The following is a 19,760-nucleotide window of genomic DNA, read 5'->3' on the forward strand; positions in this document are numbered from 1 at the left end:
TCACCCTGGAGCTGGGCGGCAAGTCCGCGGCGGTGATCCTGCCGGACGCCGACGCGCAGACCGCCGTCAACGGCATCGCGCCCTTCGCCTGGATGATCAACGGCCAGGCGTGTGTCGCCCAGACCCGCATCCTCGTCCCGCGCACCCGCTACGACGAGTTCGCCGAGGCGTTCGCGGCCGCCGCCTCCGCGCTCAAGGTCGGCGACCCCCTCGACCCCGCCACCGAACTCGGTCCGCTCGTGGCGCGACGGCAGCAGCGCCGCAGCCTCGACTACATCCGCATCGGCCAGGAGGAGGGCGCCAAGATCCTCACCGGCGGCGGCCGTCCCGCCGGCCTCGACCACGGCTGGTACGTGGACGCCACCCTCTTCGGCGACGTCGACAACTCCATGCGCATCGCCCGCGAGGAGATCTTCGGCCCGGTGATCTGCCTCCTCCCGTACGGCGACGAGGCCGAGGCCGTACGGATCGCCAACGACTCCGACTACGGCCTGAGCGGCAGCGTCTGGACCGCCGACGACGAGCGCGGCATCGAGATCGCCCGCCAGGTCCGCACCGGCACGTACTCCGTCAACACCTTCAGCCTCGACATGTTCGGCCCCTTCGGCGGCTACAAGAACTCCGGCCTGGGCCGCGAGTTCGGCCCCGAGGGCTACGGCGAGTACCTGGAGCACAAGATGATCCACCTGCCCGCCGGGTACCAGCCGCCCACCACCGCCGGCGAGGGGGTGGGCTGATGGGCGACCGCTGGCACGTGGAGGTCGACCGGACGATCTGCATCGGCTCCGCCCAGTGCACGCACCTCGCCCCGGACGCCTTCCGCCTCGACACCGCCATGCAGTCCCACCCCGTCGCACCGGAGACGGACGCGGGCGAACGCATCCTGAAGGCGGCGGAGGGCTGCCCGGTGGAGGCGATCTCGATCGCCCTGCCCGGCAGCGGCGAGCCGGTGTTCCCCCCGGAGGAGTAACCGCCTCACCACCCCCTACGCTGTGCCCTCGTATCACCGTGAACCATCAGTGACCAGGGCGGGAAAGCGTGCGGAAGTCCGAGGCCAAGCAGTTGATCGAGCAGGCGCGTGCCGCCTGGGACGCCGAGGAGTGGCAGCGCGCCGCCGACCTCTACGAGCAGGTGCTCGCCCACTACCCGGACCTGGAGGCGAGCGCGGTGTGGTGGTACGACGCCGCGCTCGGCCACAAGTTCCTGGGCAACTGGGAGAAGGCGTACGAGCTCGGCGTCCAGGCCGCCGCCCGCTCCCCGCGCGGCGAGGGCGACCCGGCGTTCTGGAACCTCGGTATCGCCGCGACCATCCGCCGCGACTGGGCGACCGCCCGCGACGCCTGGTCCGGCTTCGGCATCGACCTGCCCGACGGCGAGGGCGAGATCGCCGGCCGCTTCGGCAACGCCTGCGTACGCCTCGACACCGACGGCGAACGCGAGGTCGTCTGGATGGAACGCCTCTGCCCCACCCGTGGCCGCGTCCTCAACGTGCCCGTCACCGGCGGCCGGCGCTACGGCGAGATCGTCGTCCACGACGGAGAACCGAAGGGCGAACGGGTCGTCGCCGGTACGACCTACCCCGTCTTCGACGAGCTCCTCCTCTTCGAACCCTCCGATCTGCCCACCCTCTCCGTGACCGTCGCCGCGGCCGAACAGGCCGACCTGGAGGCCCTCCTCCAGCTGTTCACCGACCACGACTTCGGCGCGGAACCCGAGAGCAGCCTCGTCGTCCACTGCGCCTGCTGCAGCGAGGGCACCCTCCACAAGGAGCGCAGCGTCCACGCGGGCGCCCAGCGTGTGTCCCTCGCGGCCCCCGAGGACGACGCCCGACGCCTGCTGGACCGATGGGCGGGCGGGACGGCCATCGGGCGCAGCTGGAGCGGGCTGGAGGTCGTGTAAAAAATCCCCTTTGGGGGGTTGCGTACGGCTACAGGCGTTCTATTCTGGAAGTCGGCCTACGGGACGAGTGAGGGAGTTCGACCGGAGTAGCCGACGCAAGCGCGAGGCGCAGGTCTCCGCTGGTGCCGACGTCGACGGTCGGGCTGAGAGGCCGGAGGTCGCTGGTACAGGACCGACGGCGACCCCCAGCACCTGATCCGGGTAATACCGGCGCAGGGAACCCGTCTCGTAGGTCCTTCATGTGCTCGCAGGTCTTCATCCACCCCGGCGCCCGTGCGGCGCCGGGGTCATGGCGTGTCCTTCGTGTCCCCCGGCGCGGTCAGGTCGATCAGACGGCAGACCGTCTCGATGTCGATCTTCACCTGGGCGATGGAGGCCCGGCCGGAGAGCCAGGTGATGAGGGCCGAGTGCCAGGTGTGCTCGATGACGCGGACGGCGGAGAGCTGCTCGGGCGTGGGCCGTTCCAGTCCCATCGCGTCCAGGATGATCGCCGTCGTCTGGTGGGAGACCTGGTCCACCTCGGGGCTGACGCTGCGGTCGGCGAACGTGAGCGCGCGGACCATGGCGTCCGCGAGGTGCGGCTCTCTCTGGAGCGCGCGGAACGCCCGCATCAGGGTCTCCGCCACCCGCTCCGCGGCCGTCTCGCCGGTCGGCGGCTTCTTCCGCAGGGTGCCGTGCATGTGCTCCAGCTGGTCCTGCATCGTGGCGACCAGCAGATGGATCTTGGAGGGGAAGTAGCGGTAGAGCGTGCCGAGCGCGACCTGAGAGGACTCGGCGACCTCCCGCATCTGCACGGCGTCGAAACCGCCCCGGCTGGCCAGCTGCGCGCTCGCGTGCAGGATCCGGCGCCGGCGGGCCTCCTGCCGCTGGGTGAGGGGCGGCGAGTCCGGCCGCGACTCCGGTCGCGGTTCCTGTCGAGCGCTACTGGCGTCCACCTTGGCTTCCGCAGGCATGGGTACCGTTCCGTGACAGTCGGTGGGGGCGTGCGATCCGACAGCATGCCAGGGCGGGTGCCGTGGCGTGAATCACCTGATCCACCGCTCACCGTGGCCCTACCTGCCGGTAGATTCAGTGCTCCTTGAACGATCAAGTCTGTAACTTGTTCTAGATTACCGTCCCGACGTAATCTCACCGGACAACACAGGCAGAAGGGGGCCGAGAGTGACCGCTGAGGCCAGTGAGGCGGGGCATCGGGCCAGCCCCGCCGCCGACGGCGGACGACCGCTCAACATCGCGCTCCTCACCTATAAAGGGAACCCGTTCTGCGGGGGCCAGGGCGTGTACGTACGGCACCTCTCGCGTGAACTCGCCCGCCTCGGCCACCGGGTCGAGGTCATCGGCTCCCAGCCCTACCCCGTCCTCGACGACGACGCGGTCCCCGACGCCGGACCGGGCGGGCTCTCCCTCACCGAGCTGCCCAGCCTCGACCTGTACCGGCAGCCCGACCCCTTCCGCACCCCGAAGCGCGATGAGTACCGCGACTGGATCGACGTGCTCGAAGTGGCGACGATGTGGACCGGCGGCTTCCCCGAGCCCCTGACGTTCTCCCTCCGCGCACGCCGCCATCTGCGCGCCCGGCGCGGCGAGTTCGACGTCGTCCACGACAACCAGACCCTCGGCTACGGCCTGCTGGGCGAGGTGGGCGCGCCCCTCGTCACCACCATCCACCACCCCATCACCGTCGACCGGCAGCTGGAGCTGGACGCCGCCGAGGGCTGGCAGCGCCGTATGTCCGTACGCCGCTGGTACGCGTTCACCCGGATGCAGAAGCGCGTCGCGCGCCGGCTGCCGAGCGTGCTCACCGTCTCCGGCACCTCCCGCCAGGAGATCGTCGACCACCTCGGCGTACGCGGCGACCGCATCCACGTCGTGCACATCGGCGCCGACACCGACCTCTTCTCGCCCGATCCGTCGGTCGCGCGGATACCCGGCCGGATCGTCACCACCTCCAGCGCCGACGTGCCGCTGAAGGGCCTCGTCTTCCTCGTCGAGGCGCTGGCGAAGGTCCGCACCGAGCACCCCGCCGCCCACCTCGTCGTCGTCGGCAAGCGGCCCACCGAGGGCCCCGTCGCCCAGGCCATGGAGCGCTACGGCCTCGACGGCGCCGTCGACTTCGTCAAGGGCATCTCCGACGCCGAACTGGTCGACCTGGTCCGCTCCGCCGAGGTCGCCTGCGTGCCCTCCCTGTACGAGGGGTTCTCGCTGCCCGCCGCCGAGGCCATGGCCACCGGCACGCCCCTGGTCGCCACCACCGGCGGTGCCATCCCGGAGGTCGCCGGACCCGACGGCGAGACCTGCCTCGCGGTGCCCACGGGCGACGCGGGCGCCCTGGCCACCGCGCTGAACCGGCTGCTCGGCGACCCCGACCTGAGGGCCCGGCTCGGGCACGCGGGCCGCGAGCGGGTGCTGCGCCGGTTCACCTGGGCCAAGGCCGCCGAAGGCACGGTCGCCCACTACCGCGAGGCGATCGCCCGCGCCGAGGGGCGCCCGGTGGGGACCGCCGCGCGCACCGCCCCCCGCGCCGTACCGGCGGCGGACCACGCCGCCGACCGCACCGCCGACCGAATCGTCGACGCCCACGAGGCCGTCGAAGAAGCAGTTGAAGCAAACCGCGAAAGCGCCGACCGCGAAAGCAGGGCCACGTGCTGACCGTCGACTTCTCCCGGTTCCCGCTCGCCCCGGGGGACCGCGTCCTGGATCTCGGCTGTGGAGCGGGCCGGCACGCCTTCGAGTGCTACCGGCGCGGCGCCCAGGTCGTCGCCCTCGACCAGAACGGCGACGAGATCCGCGAGGTCGCCAAGTGGTTCGCGGCGATGAAGGAGGCCGGCGAGGCGCCCGAGGGCGCGACGGCCACGGCCATGGAGGGCGACGCCCTCGCCCTGCCCTTCCCCGACGAGTCCTTCGACGTCGTGATCATCTCCGAGGTCATGGAGCACATCCCCGACGACAAGGGCGTGCTCGCCGAGATGGTCCGCGTGCTCAGGCCCGGCGGCCGCATCGCGATCACCGTCCCGCGCTACGGCCCCGAGAAGGTCTGCTGGACGCTGTCCGACGCGTACCACGAGGTCGAGGGCGGCCACATCCGCATCTACAAGGCGGACGAACTCCTCGGCAAGGTCCGCGAGGCCGGCCTCAAGCCGTACGGCACCCACCACGCGCACGCACTGCACTCGCCGTACTGGTGGCTGAAGTGCGCGTTCGGCGTCGACAACGACAAGGCGCTCCCGGTCCGCGCGTACCACAAGCTGCTGGTCTGGGACATCATGAAGAAGCCCCTGGCCACCCGGGTCGCCGAACAGGCCCTCAACCCGCTGATCGGCAAGAGCTTCGTGGTGTACGCGACGAAGCCGCACCTGCCGCGGATCGCGGACGCGGGGACCGAGTCCGGTGCCGCTGCCGGTGACGAGGCCGGGGTGGCCGCCAAGTGACGACGCCCCGGACAGAGCACCTGGTCCTGCCCGGGGTACTGACCGCCGAGCAGGCCGCCGCCACCGTCCGCGGGATCCTCGCGGTGCAGCGGGAGGACGGCGCGATCCCCTGGTTCCGCGGACACCATCTGGACCCCTGGGACCATGTCGAGGCCGCCATGGCCCTCGACGCGGCCGGTGAGCACGAGGCCGCCGAGCGCGCCTACACATGGCTGCTCCGGCACCAGAACGAGGACGGCTCCTGGTACGCGGCGTACGCCGACGGCGACGCCGCCGACATCACCGACCGCGGCCGGGAGACCAACTTCGTCGCGTACATAGCCGTCGGCGTGTGGCACCACTACCTGGCCACCGGCGACGACACGTTCCTCGACCGCCTGTGGCCCGCCGTGCACGCGGCGATCGAATGCGTCCTGCGGCTCCAGCAGCCCGGTGGGCAGATCGGCTGGAAGCGCGAGGACGACGGCACGCCCGTGACCGACGCGCTGCTGACCGGCTCCTCGTCCATCCACCACGCGCTGCGCTGCGCGCTCGCCATCGCCGAGCAGCGGGAGGAGCCGCAGCCGGACTGGGAGTTGGCCGTCGGCGCGCTGCGGCACGCGATACGCCGGCACCCCGAGCGGTTCCTCGACAAGGACCGCTACTCGATGGACTGGTACTACCCGGTGCTGGGCGGCGCGTTGACGGACGCGGAGGCCAAGTCCCGTATCGAGGAGGGCTGGGACCGCTTCGTCGTCCCCGGCTTCGGTGTCCGCTGTGTCGTCCCCAACCCGTGGGTGACGGGCGGCGAGTCCGCCGAACTCGCCCTCGCGCTCTGGGCGATGGGCGAGTCCGACCGGGCCCTGGAGATCCTCCAGTCCATCCAGCACCTGCGCGACCCCGCGACCGGTCTGTACTGGACGGGCTATGTCTTCGAGGACGGGGCCGTCTGGCCCGAGGAACTGACCTCGTGGACGGCGGGCTCACTGCTCCTCGCCGTGGCCGCACTGGGCGGCGACGAGGCGACCTGCGCGGTGTTCGGCGGGGAGCGACTGCCGCGCGGCCTGGACGACTTCGACGACTCGGAGTGTTGCGCTCCCCCTACCGGGCAGGGCGCTTGAGGTCCTGAGTCGGCTGCGGGAGAGCGGGGGCTGGTCGCGCAGTTCCCCGCGCCCCTCAACACCCCCGGGCCAGGCCCGTGCTTTTCAGGGGCGCGGGGAACCGCGCGAGCAACCACGACCCACCCGCAGTCACCCAGCGGCCGCAACCCACCGTCGCCGTTCCGCGAAGCGCTCAGTGGCGGTGCATGCGGTTCGCGATGGCGTGGCCCACGAACAGGTAGACCACGGCGGCGAGCCCGTACCCCGCGACGACCCGCGCCCACTGCTCGTCGAAGGTGAACAGGTCGTGGGACCAGCCGGCGAGCCAGCGGGCCGCGTCATGGACGAACTGCACGAAGTCGTTCGCGCCGTTCGCACCGAGCAGATACATCAGGATCCACAGGCCCAGAATGAAGGCCATCACGTCCGCGACGATCGCGATGACCCGGCCCGCCTGGTTGGAGCCGCTATATCGAGACATGCTTGACGGGTTGCCGCTCACGCGTGGCTGAAACCCTAGGAGTTCAGCTCGGCCAGCACCCGCAGCGTCGGCCGGTCCGGCGACACGACGAGCAGATCCGTCACCGGCCCCTTCCGCCACACCTCCAGCCGCTCGGCGATCCGCTCCCTCGGCCCCACCAACGAGATCTCGTCGGCGAACGCGTCCGGCACCGCGCGCACGGCCTCCTCACGACGGCCGTCGAGGAACAACGCCTGTATCCGCCGCGCCTCTTCCTCGTACCCCATGCGTGCCATGAGGTCGGCGTGGAAGTTGCGCTTCGCGTGCCCCATCCCGCCGATGTAGAAGCCGAGCATGATCTTCACGGGTAGCAGCCCCTCGGCGACGTCGTCGCAGAGCTGCGCCCGCGCCATGGGAGCGACGAGGAACCCCTCACGCGTATCGCCCAACGACGCCTCGTACACGTCCGTCCGCGTCGGCGACCAGTACAACGGCAGCCAGCCGTCCGCGATCCGCGTGGTCTGCGCGATGTTCTTCGGACCCTCGGCGCCCAGCAGGACGGGCAGATCGGACCGGAGAGGATGCGTGATGGACTTCAACGGCTTGCCCACGCCACTGCCGTCCGGACCGCGGTACGGCACCGCGTGGAAGCTGCCGTCCAGCTCGACCGGGGCCTCCCGCCGCAGCACTTGCCGTACGACGTCGACGTACTCCCGCGTCGCGGTCAGCGGCGACCTCGGGAACGGCCGCCCGTACCAGCCCTCCACGACCTGCGGCCCGGACAGCCCCAGCCCGAGGAGCATCCGCCCGCCGGAGAGATGGTCGAGGGTGAGCGCGTGCATGGCGGTGGTCGTCGGCGACCGCGCCGCCATCTGCGCCACGGCCGTACCGAGCTTGATCCGCGACGTGCGCGCCGCGATCCAGGTGAGCGGCGTGAACGCGTCCGACCCCCACGACTCGGCGGTCCACACCGAGTCGTACCCGAGCCGCTCCGCCTCCTGGACGAGCGGCACATGATCAGCGGACGGACCACGCCCCCAGTACCCCAGTGCCAGACCGAGCCGCATACGCCGCCTCCTGACGCTCCGTCAGTTCCACTGGCCAGGAGGGCGACTGTACGACAACGGCCCCCCGCTCGGAAGAGCGAGGGGCCGGTCGTACGGCGAGGGTGCGGCGTCGCGCTCAGCCGCGCTGGATGCCGGTGGTGTCCTGGAGGACACCGCGACGGCCGTCCTGGGTCTGGGCGACCAGGTTGGCGCCGCGCTGCTCGACCGCCAGGTACCAGGTACCGGGGGCCAGTTCGGCGATCGTCGACTGCGAGCCGTCCTCGGCGAACAGGGGACGCGCCACGGGCACGGCGAACCAGAACGGAGAGAAGTCACCCGCGGGCGGCTGCGGAGCGGCCTGCGCCTGCTGCGGCTGCGGCTGACCCGCGAACGGCGCGCCCGGCTGCCCCGGCTGGGGCTGGCTCGCACCGAACGGCGCCTGGGCGCCGGCGCCCGGGTAGCCGTAACCACCGGGAGGCTGGGCACCGTACGGCTGCGGAGCCGCCGGACGCGGGGCGCCGACGAGGGCGGCCTTCAGCGCGGGGACGAGGGGGGTGGCGATGGCCGCGGCGGCCATGATCAGGGTCGCGATGAGGGCGAGGATGAGGCCGGCGCCGGCGTCGGTGCTACTGCCGCTTGAGCCGCTGCCGAAGTTGTCGCCGCCGCCGACCGGGTCGAAGATGTTGCCGAGCGCGCTCCACGCGGCGAAGACCGTGAAGGCGATGCCGAAGTGGCCGAGGTCGATGCCGGCGATCTTCGGCGCCTGCGGCAGGCCCCTGGCGATGACGATGAACGCGGCGCCGAAGAGCCCCGCAAGCACGACGCTGAGCAGCACTGGCCCGCTCTCCCAGAGGTTCGGGAGTTCGAGGCTGTCGGGAACACCGTCGAGGGAGTAGTTGTCGAGGAACGACGCGACGAACAGCAATACCGCTGCTCCGATCACGACGCCGTCGCCTCTGGTGAGGGAGCGGATATTCACTTCAGGTCCTTCGTCAGTCGTCTCGTCATCGGTGTGGAGGCGTCGCTGTTCACCATGGCGCCCTCAGGCTCAGGTGGGAAGCGCGGGGGTGGCCCCTCATCGTAGGGATGACCATATCGTCCACCCGACGTAGGTGTACGTCGGGATTGCCACGATGATCACGACCCTCCCCCTACCCGCGCAGGAAGCTCACGATTCCCTCAGAGATCCCCTGCGCGGCCTTCTGCCGCCATGTGCCGGTGGTCAACAGTGCCGCGTCCTTGCTATCGCGCATATTGCCGCACTCGATGAACACCTTGGGAACCGTTGACAGATTGAGACCGCCCAGGTCCTGACGTGTGACGAGACCGGTACCTCCGCCCACATAGTTGGAGGGCGCGCTGCCCGTCTCACGGACGAACTTGCCCGCGATGCGCTCCCCGAGGTCGCGGGAGGGACCGACGATGGGCCGGGTGTCGGCGGCGCCCTCGTGCACCGAGCCCGGCAGGATGACGTGGAAGCCCCGGTTGCCGGCCGCCGAGCCGTCCGCGTGGATCGACACCACCGCGTCGGCCTCCGCCGCGTTGCCGATACGGGCCCGCTCGTCGATGCAGGGGCCCCACTCCCGGTTGCCGTCCTGCGTGAACTTCACGGTGGCGCCCTGCTGTTCGAGGAGCGCCCGGACCCGACGCGACACGTCCAGGGTGAACTCGGCCTCGGTGTAACCGTCGTTGGTCGACGTCCCCGTGGTGTCGCATTCCTTCATCGCGGTGCCGATGTTCACCTTGCGGTTGATCTCGGCGGTGTGCCGGAAGTTCCCGGAGTTGTGGCCGGGGTCGATGACGACGACCTTGCCCTTCAGGGGGCCGTCGGCGGCGGCACCGGAGGAGGCCGTCGGGCTCGCCTTCTTGCCGTCGTCCCCCTTCTTCCCGTCCTTGCCGTCCTTGCCCGAGCCGTCCTCGGAGGCGGTCGGCTCGGTGGAGGGCGTCGGCGACGCCGGGGGAGCGGTTCTCGGCTGGTTGCGCGCGGCCGCCCGGTTCGCCCCGTCGTCCCCGCCGCCGGGGTCGCCGACGGCCTGCCACACCCCCCAACCGGCCACCGATCCCACCACGACGGCGGCGACGGCCACGGTCAGCGGGCGGCGCAGAGGTGAACGGCGGGGCTGGGGCGGCTCGAAGTCCGGTCCTACGTATGACACGTCTGCCACCATACGGGGCGGGCCGGCGCCGGCGGCCTCACGACGCCGTACCGCCATGTTTCGTCCCCCTGCCGCCGCTCCCCTTTCCCCTCGTGCGGGGCGCGGCCCCGAAACAGGGTGTGACCAGCGGATGGGCGGACGGCCGGTCGCACGGTAGAGTCGGTCAATTACTGCTTGTCGTGGGGCAGGGCTCGGCCGGGCGGTGGCAGGGCCCTGGGGGGAGGGCCTGCAAGGGATGAGTCGTCGCTCCAACGGGTTGGTCGGGGTCTGGGCCGAGGCGCAGCGCCAGCAACAGCGTCAGCTGGAGGCGCGGGCCAGGCAGCAACGGGAGTACGAGCGCCAGCAGCGCGCGTACCAGCGGGAGGTGGCCCGCAGCCACCGCGAGCAGCAGCAGGCGTACCGGCAGCAGCGTGAGGCGGAGGCCCGGCGGCGTACCGAGGAACTGGATGCGCAGGTCACCGCCCTCCAGGGGCTGCTGGCCACCGGCTGCCGGGCCCCGGCGTTCCGCGCCGCCTCCCTTACCCGCTCCGAGCGGCTGGAGCCCTTCGCGCCCGGCGTGCTCGCCCAGCCGGTGCCCATGCCGGACCCCGGCCAGTACCAGGCCCAGGGCGGCTGGACCGCCGGCCGGCGGGCGCAGGCGCAGGCCGAGGCGCGGGCCCGCTTCGAGCAGGACTGGCACGCCGCGCAGGCGGCGGAGGCGCAGCGGCAGCGGCAACTCGACCAGTACCAGCGGCAGTACCAGCAGTGGGCCGACGCGCAACTGGCCGACGTCCGCCGGCACAACGCGGGCGTCGCCGAGATGGCGACGGCCCTGCGCGCCGGCAGCGACCCGGAGGCCGCCGTCGAGTACTTCTCCGCGGCGCTCTACGCCTCCGCCGCCTGGCCCGAGGGTTTCCCCCGCCAGGTCTCCGCCGCGTACGACGCGGCCGCCCGCGAACTCGTCCTCGACTGGGAGCTGCCCCGCTTCGACGTCGTCCCCGAGGCGAAGTCCGTGCGCTACCTGTACAACGCCGACCAGGACAAGGAGACGGCTCGGCCCGTCACCCAGCGGCGCGCCCTCTACCGGGACGTCCTCGCCCAGTGCGTCCTGCTCGTGCTGCACGACCTCTTCGCGGCCGACGAGTTCGGCGCCCTGGAGGCGGTCACGCTGAACGGGTTCGTCGACGACCACGACCCGGCGACCGGCCGGCGCGCGCAGATCGTCCTCGCGAGCGTCATGGCGCCGCGCGCGGTGTTCACCGGTCTGAACCTGGAGCAGGTCAGCGCCGTCGACTGCCTGCTCGACGGGCTCCGCGGCCAGCTGTCCGCCAAGCCGGACCAGCGCACCGCCGTACGGCCCGGCCGCCGCCCCGCCGACGTCGGCAACGGTGTCGTCACCCACGGAGGCGACGAGGATCCCGACCTGCTGGAGATGGACCCCGTCGCCTTCGAGGCGCTGGTCGCCGAACTCTTCCAGGCCATGGGGATGCAGGCGGTCACCACCCAGCGCTCCAACGACGGCGGTGTGGACGTCGACGCCCTCGACCCGGCGCCGATCCGCGGCGGCAAGATCGTCGTGCAGGTCAAGCGCTACCGCAACACCGTCCCGCCGACGGCCGTCCGGGACCTCTACGGCACCGTCCAGCACGCGGGCGCCAACAAGGGCGTCCTGGTGACGACGTCCAAGTTCGGCCCCGGTTCGCACACCTTCGCCAACGGCAAGCCGCTCGAACTCGTCTCCGGCAGCGAACTCGTCGACCTGCTGCACCGGCACGGGCTGCGTGGCCGCCTGGGCACGGACGGCGGGCGCGCCGTCCCCGCCCAGCGGACGGCGCCCGACCCCCGCCAGGCACTGGCCACGGCCCCGGCCGGCGGCACGGGCCCGGACTCCGCGCCGGACACCGGCGACGACCACAGCGTGCTCGGCATGGGCTGGAGCGGCAGCGTCGCCCTGGACGTGTGCGCGCTCGTCTGCCGTGGCAACCGGGTGCTCAGCGACGACCACTTCGTCTTCTACAACAACCTGCGCACCCCCGACGGCACGGTCCGCGCGCTTCCCCCGGCGGCACCGGACAAGGCCGCGATACGGGTCTCGTTCGACGCGCTGCCCGCCGAGGCCGACCGGCTCGTCCTCGTGGCGGCGATCGACCCCGCCGTGAACCCCGAGGCCGACCTGTCCGGTTTCACCGACGCCTGCATCCGGCTCCTGGACCCGTCGCGCACCGAACAGGGACGCCTCGACGTCTCCGACGGCCGCCCCGGCGAGACCGCCCTGGTCCTCGGCTCCTTCCGCCGCCGCGCCAACGGAGACTGGGACTTCGTCCTCGGCGGCAAGGGCTACCGCGGGGGCCTGGAGGAACTGGTCCAGGACTACGGGATAGAGGTGGCGTAGGCGAGGGGGGCGGGGCAGGCGCGGAATGCCGGTTCCGGCGCTGACGCGGGACGCTGTCCTGGTGCTGGGTGCTGGGTGCTGGGTGCTGGGTGCTGGGTGCTGGGTGCTGGGTGCCGGGCTTGCGGGGTGTGGCAGGCGCGGGCATGGCGGGGCGGCGCTGGGGGTGCGGGTCTGCGCGGGCACGGCGGAACGGCGCTCGGCGAGCGGCGAGCGGCGAGCGGCGCGGGCCCCCGCCGGTGTCGCGGGCGGCACGGACGTTGCCGGGTGGCCCGCCGGTGCCGGGGGGCGGTGCGCGCCGGGCGTCAGATGCCGGCGGCCACGCGCCGCAGCACCCGCAGTGAGTCCGTCGCCGAGACCTCCGTGAAGGCGCCGGAGGCGAGGGCCCGCAGGTAGACGCGGTACGGTGCCTGGCCGGTGAACTCGTCGACCGGGTCGGGGAACACGTCGTGGATGACGAGCAGGCCGCCCTCGGCGACATGCGGGGCCCAGCCCTCGTAGTCGGCGGTGGCGTGCTCGTCGGTGTGGCCGCCGTCGACGAAGACCAGGCCGAGGGGAGAGTTCCAGACCTTCGCCACCTGCGGGGAACGGCCCACGAGGGCGATCACGTGCTCCTCCAGACCCGCCCGGTGCAGGGTGCGGCGGAACGTGGGCAGCGTGTCCATCAGCCCGATCTCGGGGTCGACGGTCTCCGGGTCGTGGTACTCCCAGCCCGGCTGCTGCTCCTCGCTGCCCCGGTGGTGGTCGACCGTGATCGCCGTGACGCCCGCCTCGCGCGCCGCGTCCGCCAGGAGGATCGTCGAGCGGCCGCAGTACGTGCCGACCTCCAGCAGCGGGAGCCCCAGGCGCCCCGCCTCCACGGCCGCCGCGTACAGGGCCAGCCCCTCGTCCACGGGCATGAACCCCTTCGCCGACTCGAACGCGGCGAGGATCTCCGGCTTGGGGGCCGCGGGCATGGGGTCCTCCGTGGTGGCGTAGACGGGTGCGGGTCCGCTGCGGGTACGGGTTCCGCGTGCGGGTGTCGTACGGAGGCTCAGGGCCGTACGAACCGGGGGTGCCCCATGCTGCCATGCGGCCCGTCGGCGGCGTCAGGACACCCGGCGGCTCTGTGGCGTCAGGACACCCGCTCGACCGGGCGTTCGACGGACGCCTTGCCGTCCGCGCTGCTCGCCAGGAGGGTCGGGCCGTTCGCGGGACGGCGGCCGGGGAGGAACACGGCGAGCAGGATGCCGACGGCGACCGCGGCGGTGGCGATCAGGAACGAGATGCGGAAGCCGTGCATGGTGGGGATCGCGACCCCGCCGACGTGGTTGGCGGTGTTGGCGAGCACCATGCCGATGACGGCGCTCGACACGGACGTGCCGATGGAGCGCATGAGGGTGTTGAGCCCGTTCGCGGCGCCCGTCTCGGACGGGTCTACGGCGCCGACGATCAGCGCGGGCAGTGAGGAGTAGGCGAGGCCGATGCCCGTGCCGAGGACCACCGACACCACCACGGTCTGCCAGGCGGCGCTCATCAGCCCGAGACCCGCGCCGTAGCCGACCGCGATGATCAGCAGGCCCAGGATGAGGGTGCTCTTGGGGCCGTACTTGGCGGACAGCCGGGCGTAGACGGGAGCGGTGAACATCATCGTCAGGCCGAGCGGCGCCACGCACAGACCCGCGACGACCATCGACTGGCCGAGGCCGTAGCCGGTGGCGGTGGGCAGCTGGAGGAGCTGCGGCAGGACCAGGGAGACGACGTAGAAGGAGACGCCGACCATGATCGAGGCGAGGTTGGTGAGGAGCACCTCGCGGCGGGCGGTCGTGCGCAGGTCCACCAGAGGCGCGGGGATACGCAGCTCCAGGACGCCCCACAGGAGCAGCACCAGGGCCGACGCGGCGAACAGGCCGAGCGTGGTCACGGAGGTCCAGCCCCAGTCGCTGCCCTTGGTGATCGGCAGGAGGAAGAGGACCAGGCCGAGGGAGAGGCCGAGTGCGCCCAGGAGGTCGAAGGAGCCCCGCGCCCGCGTCTTCGTCTCGGGCACCGCCACGAGGGTGAGCACGATGGAGAGGACGCCGAGGCCGGCCGCGCCGAAGAAGAGAACGTGCCAGTCGGTGTTCTGGGCGACGGCCGCGGCCAGCGGCAGGGCGAGTCCGCCACCGACGCCGATGGACGAGCTCATCAGGGCCATCGCGGAGCCGAGGCGTTCGCGGGGCAGTTCGTCCCGCATCAGGCCGATGCCCAGCGGGATCGCGCCCATGGCGAAGCCCTGGAGGGTGCGGCCCACGATCATCGGGATCAGGGCGCTGGTGAAGCCGCTGATCAGCGCGCCGACCACCATCACCGCCAGGCTGGCGAGCAGCATCCGGCGCTTGCCGTAGAGGTCGCCGAGGCGGCCCATGATCGGGGTGGCCACGGCACCCGAGAGCAGCGTCGAGGTCAGGACCCAGGTGGCGTTGCTGGGGGTGGTGTCGAGAAGCTGGGGGAGATCCTTGATCACCGGGACCAGCAGGGTCTGCATCACCGCGACCACGATGCCCGCGAAGGCCAGCACGGGGACGATCCCGCCGTTCGTTCTCGTGGTGGGCTCGTGGGCGACGGGTGGGTGCGGGTGCGTCATTGAGGGGGGCCTCCTGGCCGGACGAGGGTGCGTGACAGGCCAACCTCGTCGACCAGGGCAACTATTCCGATGGTTCGAGTGGCTAATGAAATCTTGACCAGCCCATGGGAATGTGATCATCCGTCAGGTTCCGGGGCGCCGCCGCGCGTGCCGCCGCACGGGTCGTGTGGATGCACGGACCCGGCGAAGCCGTCTGAAGTTCCCCGCCGGACGAGGCAACGGATCCGGGCCCTCGTGGACTGTTAAAGACATCTAGGAGGTGCTCATGGGGGATCGGAAACAGGCTCGGGACGAGGAGTTCCAGAGCTTCCTCGTCGGCCGCTGGCCAAGGCTGCTGCGCACGGCATTTCTCCTCACGGGGGAACAGCACGCGGCGGAGGACCTGGTGCAGACGACGCTGGAGCAGGTCTACGCGGCCTGGCGCCGAGTCGCTTCGACGGACGACCCGGACACCTATGTACGGCGCGTCATGATCAACGCCCATGCGCGCAGGCACCGCAGACGCCTCAAGGAGTTCCTGGCGCCGAGGACCGACTCGGACCTGGTGCCCGAGGTGCCGGACAGCGGCGACCGCATCGCCCAGGCCGACGACCGCGGCGCGCTCCTCACGGCGCTCTCACAGCTGCCGCCCCGGCAGCGGGAGGCCGTGGTCCTGCGGTACTGGGAGGACCTGAGCGAGAGCCAGGCGGCGGAGGCGATGGGCTGTTCCGTCGGCTCGGTCAAGAGCAACGCGGCGAAGGGGCTCGCGAAGCTCCGCGCCATACCGGGACTGGCCGAGACGGTGACGCAGGGAGGGCGGAAGTGAGGGACGCGGACGACACACACGGCATCGACGGCGGGCACCGCATCGACGGCGGGCGTGGCATCGAGCGCGGGCGTGGCATCGACGACTCGCACGGCATCGAGCGCGGGCACGGCATCGACGACACACGCGGCATGGAACGCGGGCATGGGAAGGCGGAGCGACACATGACTCGGGGCGACGGCACTCACGGCGGCGACGAGACGCTCGGCAGCCTCACCGGCAGCAGCCCGCTGGAGAGGGGCATCGCCCTGCTGCTGGCGGGCGCGGCCGACGAGGTGGAGATCGGCACAGCCCCCTACCAGGCGGTGCTCCGGGGCGGCCGGCGCCGCAAGGCCCGCCGCTGGGCCGTCGCGGCAGCGGTGACGGTGGTGCTCGCGGGCTCCACGGGAGCGCTGGCCCTGGCCGGGGCGACGGACGGGGGCCGGGTCTCGGTGCCCCCCGCGGCAACGGAACCGGTGAAGCCCGAGCGGCGCCACCTCGATCGACCGGCGACGACCGAAGTGGCCTCGGGGCGCGACGGGGGCCGCGCCTGGAAGGTGACGGTCGACGTCTGGGACGCCCCCAGGACCGTGCGGGAGGCGGAGAGACAGCTCGCCGCGATGGCCCTGCGCGGCGACAAGCCGACGGATGCGGACGGCTCCGCCGAACTCGTGGGCCACGGTTGGAACTTCGTGCACCTGTCCGTGAGTAGAGGGCGGACCGGCACGGTGCTCAACGGCGAGCAGTGGACACCGGCCGGTACGGACATACAGGCCTTCGCGATGCCCCTGCACACCGGCGACCAGGGCAAGGGCGACGATCTCAAGCGCCTCGTGATCGGCGAGGTCGCCCCGACCGCCCAACTGGTCCGCGTCATGTGGTCGGACGGCACGTCCGTGGACGTCCGTCGCGAGACCGACCTGCCCCTGTACGACGACCTCCGCAACCCCCGCATCGTCGACGCCGAAGGCTCCCCGGTGAGCTGGTTCGTGGCCCTCGCGCCGAAGGGGGCGGAGTACAAGTCGGTGAAGGTGGTGCGCTAGCCATCTGACACAGTGTCAGGAGTCTTCACAAGTGCACGTGCCTCGGCTATACAGAGGGTCGCCGGACTGGAACGCGTTCTAGAAGGGCGGGTTCCGGACCCCTGTGACGACCTCGGCGCGGCCGCTGGTGCGGACGGTCGTGCCGAGGTTCCGAGGTTCTTCCCGGAACCCCGAGGCTCCTGCTGGAGCCCGGGGTTCTTCCCAGAACAGGAGCCCCATGCCCATCGACGCAGCCAAGGCCCTCGCGGCCGAGCCCCGTTCCGCCGAGATCGCCTGGACCCGCAAGGACGTCCTGCTCTACCACCTCGGCATCGGCGCCGGCATCCCCGCGACCGACCCCGACGAGCTGCGCTACACCCTGGAGTCCCGGCTGCATGTCCTGCCGAGCTTCGCCACCGTCGCGGGCGCCGGCTCACCGGACGTCATCGGCGGCCTGAACGCCCCGGGTGTGGACGTCGACCTCGCCAAGGTCCTGCACGGCGGCCAGCGCGTCGCTCTGCACCGGCCCATCCCCGTCGAGGGCCGGGCGACCGCGACCTCCCGGGTGGCGGCGGTCTACGACAAGGGCAAGGCCGCCGTGCTCGTCATGCGCACCGACGTCGCCGACACCGACGGCCCCCTGTGGACGAACGAGGCCCAGATCTTTGTCCGCGGCGAGGGCGGCTGGGGAGGTGAGCGCGGCCCGTCCGCCCGCCAGGAACCACCGTCCACCGCCCCCGACAAGGAGGTCGAGCGCGTCGTACGCGAGGACCAGGCGCTGCTCTACCGCCTCTCCGGCGACTGGAACCCGCTGCACGCCGACCCGGAGTTCGCCGCCCGCGCCGGATTCGACCGGCCGATCCTGCACGGGCTGTGCACCTACGGGATCACCCTCAAGGCCGTCGTGGACACGGTGCTCGACGGGGAGGTCGCCCGGGTCCGCTCGTACGGCACCCGCTTCGCGGGAGTCGTCTTCCCGGGGGAGACCCTCCGCATCCGGATGTGGCGGCCGGACGACCGCTCGGTGCGGGTGGCGGTGAGCGCCGTCGACCGGGACGACGCGCCGGTGCTGGCGGACACCCTCGTCGAGCACGAATGAGCAGATCAGCACGACCGTAGGCCATGTACGCCGGACAGGTTCCGTACTCCTGACGGGTGACTGCCGGCAGGTACTCCTGAGGGGAGCCGCACCATGCGCGCAGCCGTACTGCACGAGATCGGCCAGGACAAGCTGGAGGTGCTCGACGACGTCGAGGCCGCGGGCTTCGGGCCGGGCAAGGTGAAGATCCGGGTGCGGGCCACGGGGCTGTGCCACTCGGACCTGTCCGCGATGGCCGGGGTGCTGCCGCAGCCGGGGCCGTTCGTCCCCGGGCACGAGGGCGCCGGCGAGATCGTCGAGGTCGGGGAGGGCGTGAGCGGCCTGAAGCCCGGCGACCGGGTCGTCGTCTGCTGGCTGCCGGCCTGCGGCAGCTGTCCCGCCTGCAAGCGCGGCCAGACCCAGCTGTGCCTCGCCGGGTTCCTCAACGCCGGCACCCCCAACTTCAAGCGGCCCTCCGGTGACGTCTTCGGCTTCGCGGGCACCGGCACGTTCGCCGAGGAGGTCGTCGTCGACGCCGGGTGCGCCGTGCCGATCCCCGACGACGTGCCGTTCGACGTCGCCGCCCTCATCGGCTGCGGAGTCACCACCGGGCTCGGCGCGGCCCTCAACACCGCCGACGTGGAGGCCGGTGCGTCGGTAGCCGTCATCGGCTGCGGCGGTGTCGGCATCTCGGCGATCCAGGGCGCCCGGCTCAAGGGCGCCGCCGAGATCGTCGCCATCGACCCCGTGGCCGCACGCCGCGAGGCCGCCCTCCGGTTCGGCGCCACCAAAGCGGTCTCCCCGGAGGGACTGGCCGACGCCAAGCAGTCCGTCACCGGCGGCGAGGGCTTCGACTACGTCTTCGAGGTCGTCGGCCGCTCGGCCACCGCCCGCACCGCGTACGAGAACACCCGGCGCGGCGGCACCCTCGTCGTCGTCGGCGCGGGCGCCATGGACGACTTCCTCCAGCTCAGCATGTTCGAGCTGTTCTTCGACGAGAAGCGGATCCTGCCGTCCATGTACGGCGGCGGCGACGTCCTGCGCTCCTACGAGCGGGCCATCGCCCTGTGGCGGGCCGGCCGCATCGACCTGGAGGGCCTCATCACCCACCGGGTGCCACTCGCCGACATCAACGAGGCGCTGGACCAGATGCGCACGGGGGCCGCACTGCGGACCTGCATAGAGATCTGACGCCCGCGGCGAGGAAGCCCGGCTCCGCCCCGTCGACTCCCTGCCGTTCTCTGCCGTTCTCTGCCGTCATCTGCCGACTTCTGGACGCACTCCGACGACTTCAAGGATGCCCATGTCATTGCCACTGGAGGGACTGTCGGCGATCGTCACCGGCGCGGGTCGGGGTCTCGGCCGGGCCGAGGCGCTGGAGCTGGCCAGGCTCGGTGCGGCCGTCGTCGTCAACGACTACGGGCAGCCGGGCCGGGACGGCAGCGGCGGCGCGTCCACCGGACCCGCCGAGGAGGTGGCGGCGGAGATACGGGCCGCGGGCGGCCGCGCCCTCGTCCACACCGGTGACGTCTCCGACCACCGCCAGGCGCGCGAACTGGTCGAGTCGGCGATCGGCGCGTTCGGGAAGCTGGACATCCTGGTCAACAACGCGGGCATCCTGCGCGACCGGATGGTCTTCTCGATGTCCGAGGACGAGTGGGACTCGGTGATCCGGGTCCACCTCAAGGGCCACTTCAACACGATCCGCTTCGCGTCCGCGCACTGGCGCGAGAGGTCGAAGACGGCCGGTGCGCCGGTGTACGGGCGGATCGTGAACACGTCGTCGGAGGCGTTCCTCGCCGGTTCTGCCGGACAGCCCAACTACGCGGCGGCCAAGG

At 71.9% G+C, this 19,760-nt stretch carries 19 protein-coding genes; 12 read left to right on the forward strand and 7 right to left on the reverse strand.

Translation table 11 applies throughout. The features are described 5' to 3' along the window. From AOK15_RS22650 to AOK15_RS22660, 3 genes are all read left to right on the forward strand, one after another. Positions 1–737: aldehyde dehydrogenase family protein (locus tag AOK15_RS22650; RefSeq protein WP_157870340.1), on the forward strand; the 737-nt coding region annotated here is incomplete at its 5' end. Beyond that, a complete protein-coding gene (locus tag AOK15_RS22655; protein WP_055519773.1) occupies positions 737–970 on the forward strand; it encodes a ferredoxin in 234 nt (77 codons plus the stop codon). The genes AOK15_RS22650 and AOK15_RS22655, both read left to right, overlap by 1 nt. Before the next feature lie 68 nt (positions 971–1,038). Then, entirely contained in the window at positions 1,039–1,899 is an 861-nt protein-coding gene (locus AOK15_RS22660) for a tetratricopeptide repeat protein (protein WP_055519775.1), read from the forward strand. Positions 1,900–2,186: 287 nt separating this feature from the next. On the opposite strand, the gene AOK15_RS22665 is transcribed toward AOK15_RS22660, so the two are convergent. Continuing rightward, positions 2,187–2,852: a TetR family transcriptional regulator gene (locus AOK15_RS22665; RefSeq protein ID WP_055519776.1), complete on the reverse strand. Its 666-nt coding sequence runs from the start codon at positions 2,850–2,852 to the stop codon at positions 2,187–2,189. Positions 2,853–3,060: 208 nt separating this feature from the next. Between AOK15_RS22665 and AOK15_RS22670 the strand changes: the two genes are divergently transcribed. From AOK15_RS22670 to AOK15_RS22680, 3 genes are read left to right on the forward strand one after another with little or no spacing between them, the layout of a single operon-like run. Beyond that, positions 3,061–4,548: a glycosyltransferase family 4 protein gene (locus tag AOK15_RS22670; RefSeq protein WP_055519778.1), complete on the forward strand. Its 1,488-nt coding sequence runs from the start codon at positions 3,061–3,063 to the stop codon at positions 4,546–4,548. Beyond that, positions 4,542–5,327, forward strand: coding sequence for a class I SAM-dependent methyltransferase (locus AOK15_RS22675; protein ID WP_055519780.1), 786 nt, complete (start codon positions 4,542–4,544; stop codon positions 5,325–5,327). Before AOK15_RS22670 ends, AOK15_RS22675 begins: the two co-directional genes overlap by 7 nt. Further along, positions 5,324–6,427, forward strand: coding sequence for a prenyltransferase/squalene oxidase repeat-containing protein (locus tag AOK15_RS22680; RefSeq protein ID WP_055519782.1), 1,104 nt, complete (start codon positions 5,324–5,326; stop codon positions 6,425–6,427). Before AOK15_RS22675 ends, AOK15_RS22680 begins: the two co-directional genes overlap by 4 nt. Before the next feature lie 172 nt (positions 6,428–6,599). Here AOK15_RS22680 and AOK15_RS22685 read toward each other — a convergent pair whose 3' ends face one another. From AOK15_RS22685 to AOK15_RS22700, 4 genes are all read right to left on the reverse strand, one after another. Then, on the reverse strand, positions 6,600–6,887 hold the full coding sequence (locus AOK15_RS22685) for a hypothetical protein (RefSeq protein ID WP_033527342.1): 288 nt from the start codon (positions 6,885–6,887) through the stop codon (positions 6,600–6,602). A 35-nt stretch (positions 6,888–6,922) separates the two neighbouring features. Continuing rightward, a complete protein-coding gene (locus tag AOK15_RS22690) occupies positions 6,923–7,933 on the reverse strand; it encodes an LLM class F420-dependent oxidoreductase (protein WP_055519784.1) in 1,011 nt (336 codons plus the stop codon). 115 nt (positions 7,934–8,048) lie between these two features. Beyond that, positions 8,049–8,891, reverse strand: a complete 843-nt coding sequence (locus tag AOK15_RS22695) for a DUF5336 domain-containing protein (protein WP_107099483.1) — start codon at positions 8,889–8,891, stop codon at positions 8,049–8,051. Positions 8,892–9,063: 172 nt separating this feature from the next. Then, positions 9,064–10,068: an N-acetylmuramoyl-L-alanine amidase gene (locus tag AOK15_RS22700; RefSeq protein WP_055519799.1), complete on the reverse strand. Its 1,005-nt coding sequence runs from the start codon at positions 10,066–10,068 to the stop codon at positions 9,064–9,066. Between the two features lie 235 nt (positions 10,069–10,303). Between AOK15_RS22700 and AOK15_RS22705 the strand changes: the two genes are divergently transcribed. Beyond that, the gene (locus tag AOK15_RS22705) at positions 10,304–12,439 is read left to right on the forward strand and encodes a restriction endonuclease (RefSeq protein WP_205632204.1); all 2,136 of its coding nucleotides are present in this window, start codon (positions 10,304–10,306) and stop codon (positions 12,437–12,439) included. A gap of 302 nt (positions 12,440–12,741) precedes the next feature. Here AOK15_RS22705 and AOK15_RS22710 read toward each other — a convergent pair whose 3' ends face one another. Both AOK15_RS22710 and AOK15_RS22715 read right to left on the reverse strand, forming a co-directional pair. Then, entirely contained in the window at positions 12,742–13,392 is a 651-nt protein-coding gene (locus AOK15_RS22710) for a class I SAM-dependent methyltransferase (RefSeq protein ID WP_055519788.1), read from the reverse strand. A 158-nt stretch (positions 13,393–13,550) separates the two neighbouring features. Continuing rightward, a complete protein-coding gene (locus AOK15_RS22715) occupies positions 13,551–15,038 on the reverse strand; it encodes an MFS transporter (RefSeq protein ID WP_055519790.1) in 1,488 nt (495 codons plus the stop codon). A gap of 265 nt (positions 15,039–15,303) precedes the next feature. Between AOK15_RS22715 and AOK15_RS22720 the strand changes: the two genes are divergently transcribed. The 5 genes from AOK15_RS22720 to AOK15_RS22740 form a co-directional block, all read left to right on the forward strand. Next, the gene (locus tag AOK15_RS22720) at positions 15,304–15,843 is read left to right on the forward strand and encodes a SigE family RNA polymerase sigma factor (protein ID WP_055519792.1); all 540 of its coding nucleotides are present in this window, start codon (positions 15,304–15,306) and stop codon (positions 15,841–15,843) included. Beyond that, complete coding sequence (locus AOK15_RS22725) at positions 15,840–16,865, forward strand: hypothetical protein (protein ID WP_055519793.1); 1,026 nt, start codon at positions 15,840–15,842, stop codon at positions 16,863–16,865. Before AOK15_RS22720 ends, AOK15_RS22725 begins: the two co-directional genes overlap by 4 nt. Before the next feature lie 217 nt (positions 16,866–17,082). Then, positions 17,083–17,943, forward strand: coding sequence for a MaoC/PaaZ C-terminal domain-containing protein (locus tag AOK15_RS22730; RefSeq protein ID WP_055519795.1), 861 nt, complete (start codon positions 17,083–17,085; stop codon positions 17,941–17,943). 93 nt (positions 17,944–18,036) lie between these two features. Beyond that, positions 18,037–19,113 (forward strand): Zn-dependent alcohol dehydrogenase, encoded by a 1,077-nt coding sequence (locus tag AOK15_RS22735; protein ID WP_055519797.1) that lies wholly within the window; start codon positions 18,037–18,039, stop codon positions 19,111–19,113. Positions 19,114–19,219: 106 nt separating this feature from the next. Further along, positions 19,220–19,760: SDR family NAD(P)-dependent oxidoreductase (locus AOK15_RS22740; RefSeq protein WP_157870341.1), on the forward strand; the 541-nt coding region annotated here is incomplete at its 3' end.

It is taken from the genome of Streptomyces ossamyceticus, from assembly GCF_001418475.1.
In the GTDB taxonomy this organism is placed as follows: Bacteria; Actinomycetota; Actinomycetes; order Streptomycetales; family Streptomycetaceae; genus Streptomyces; species Streptomyces ossamyceticus.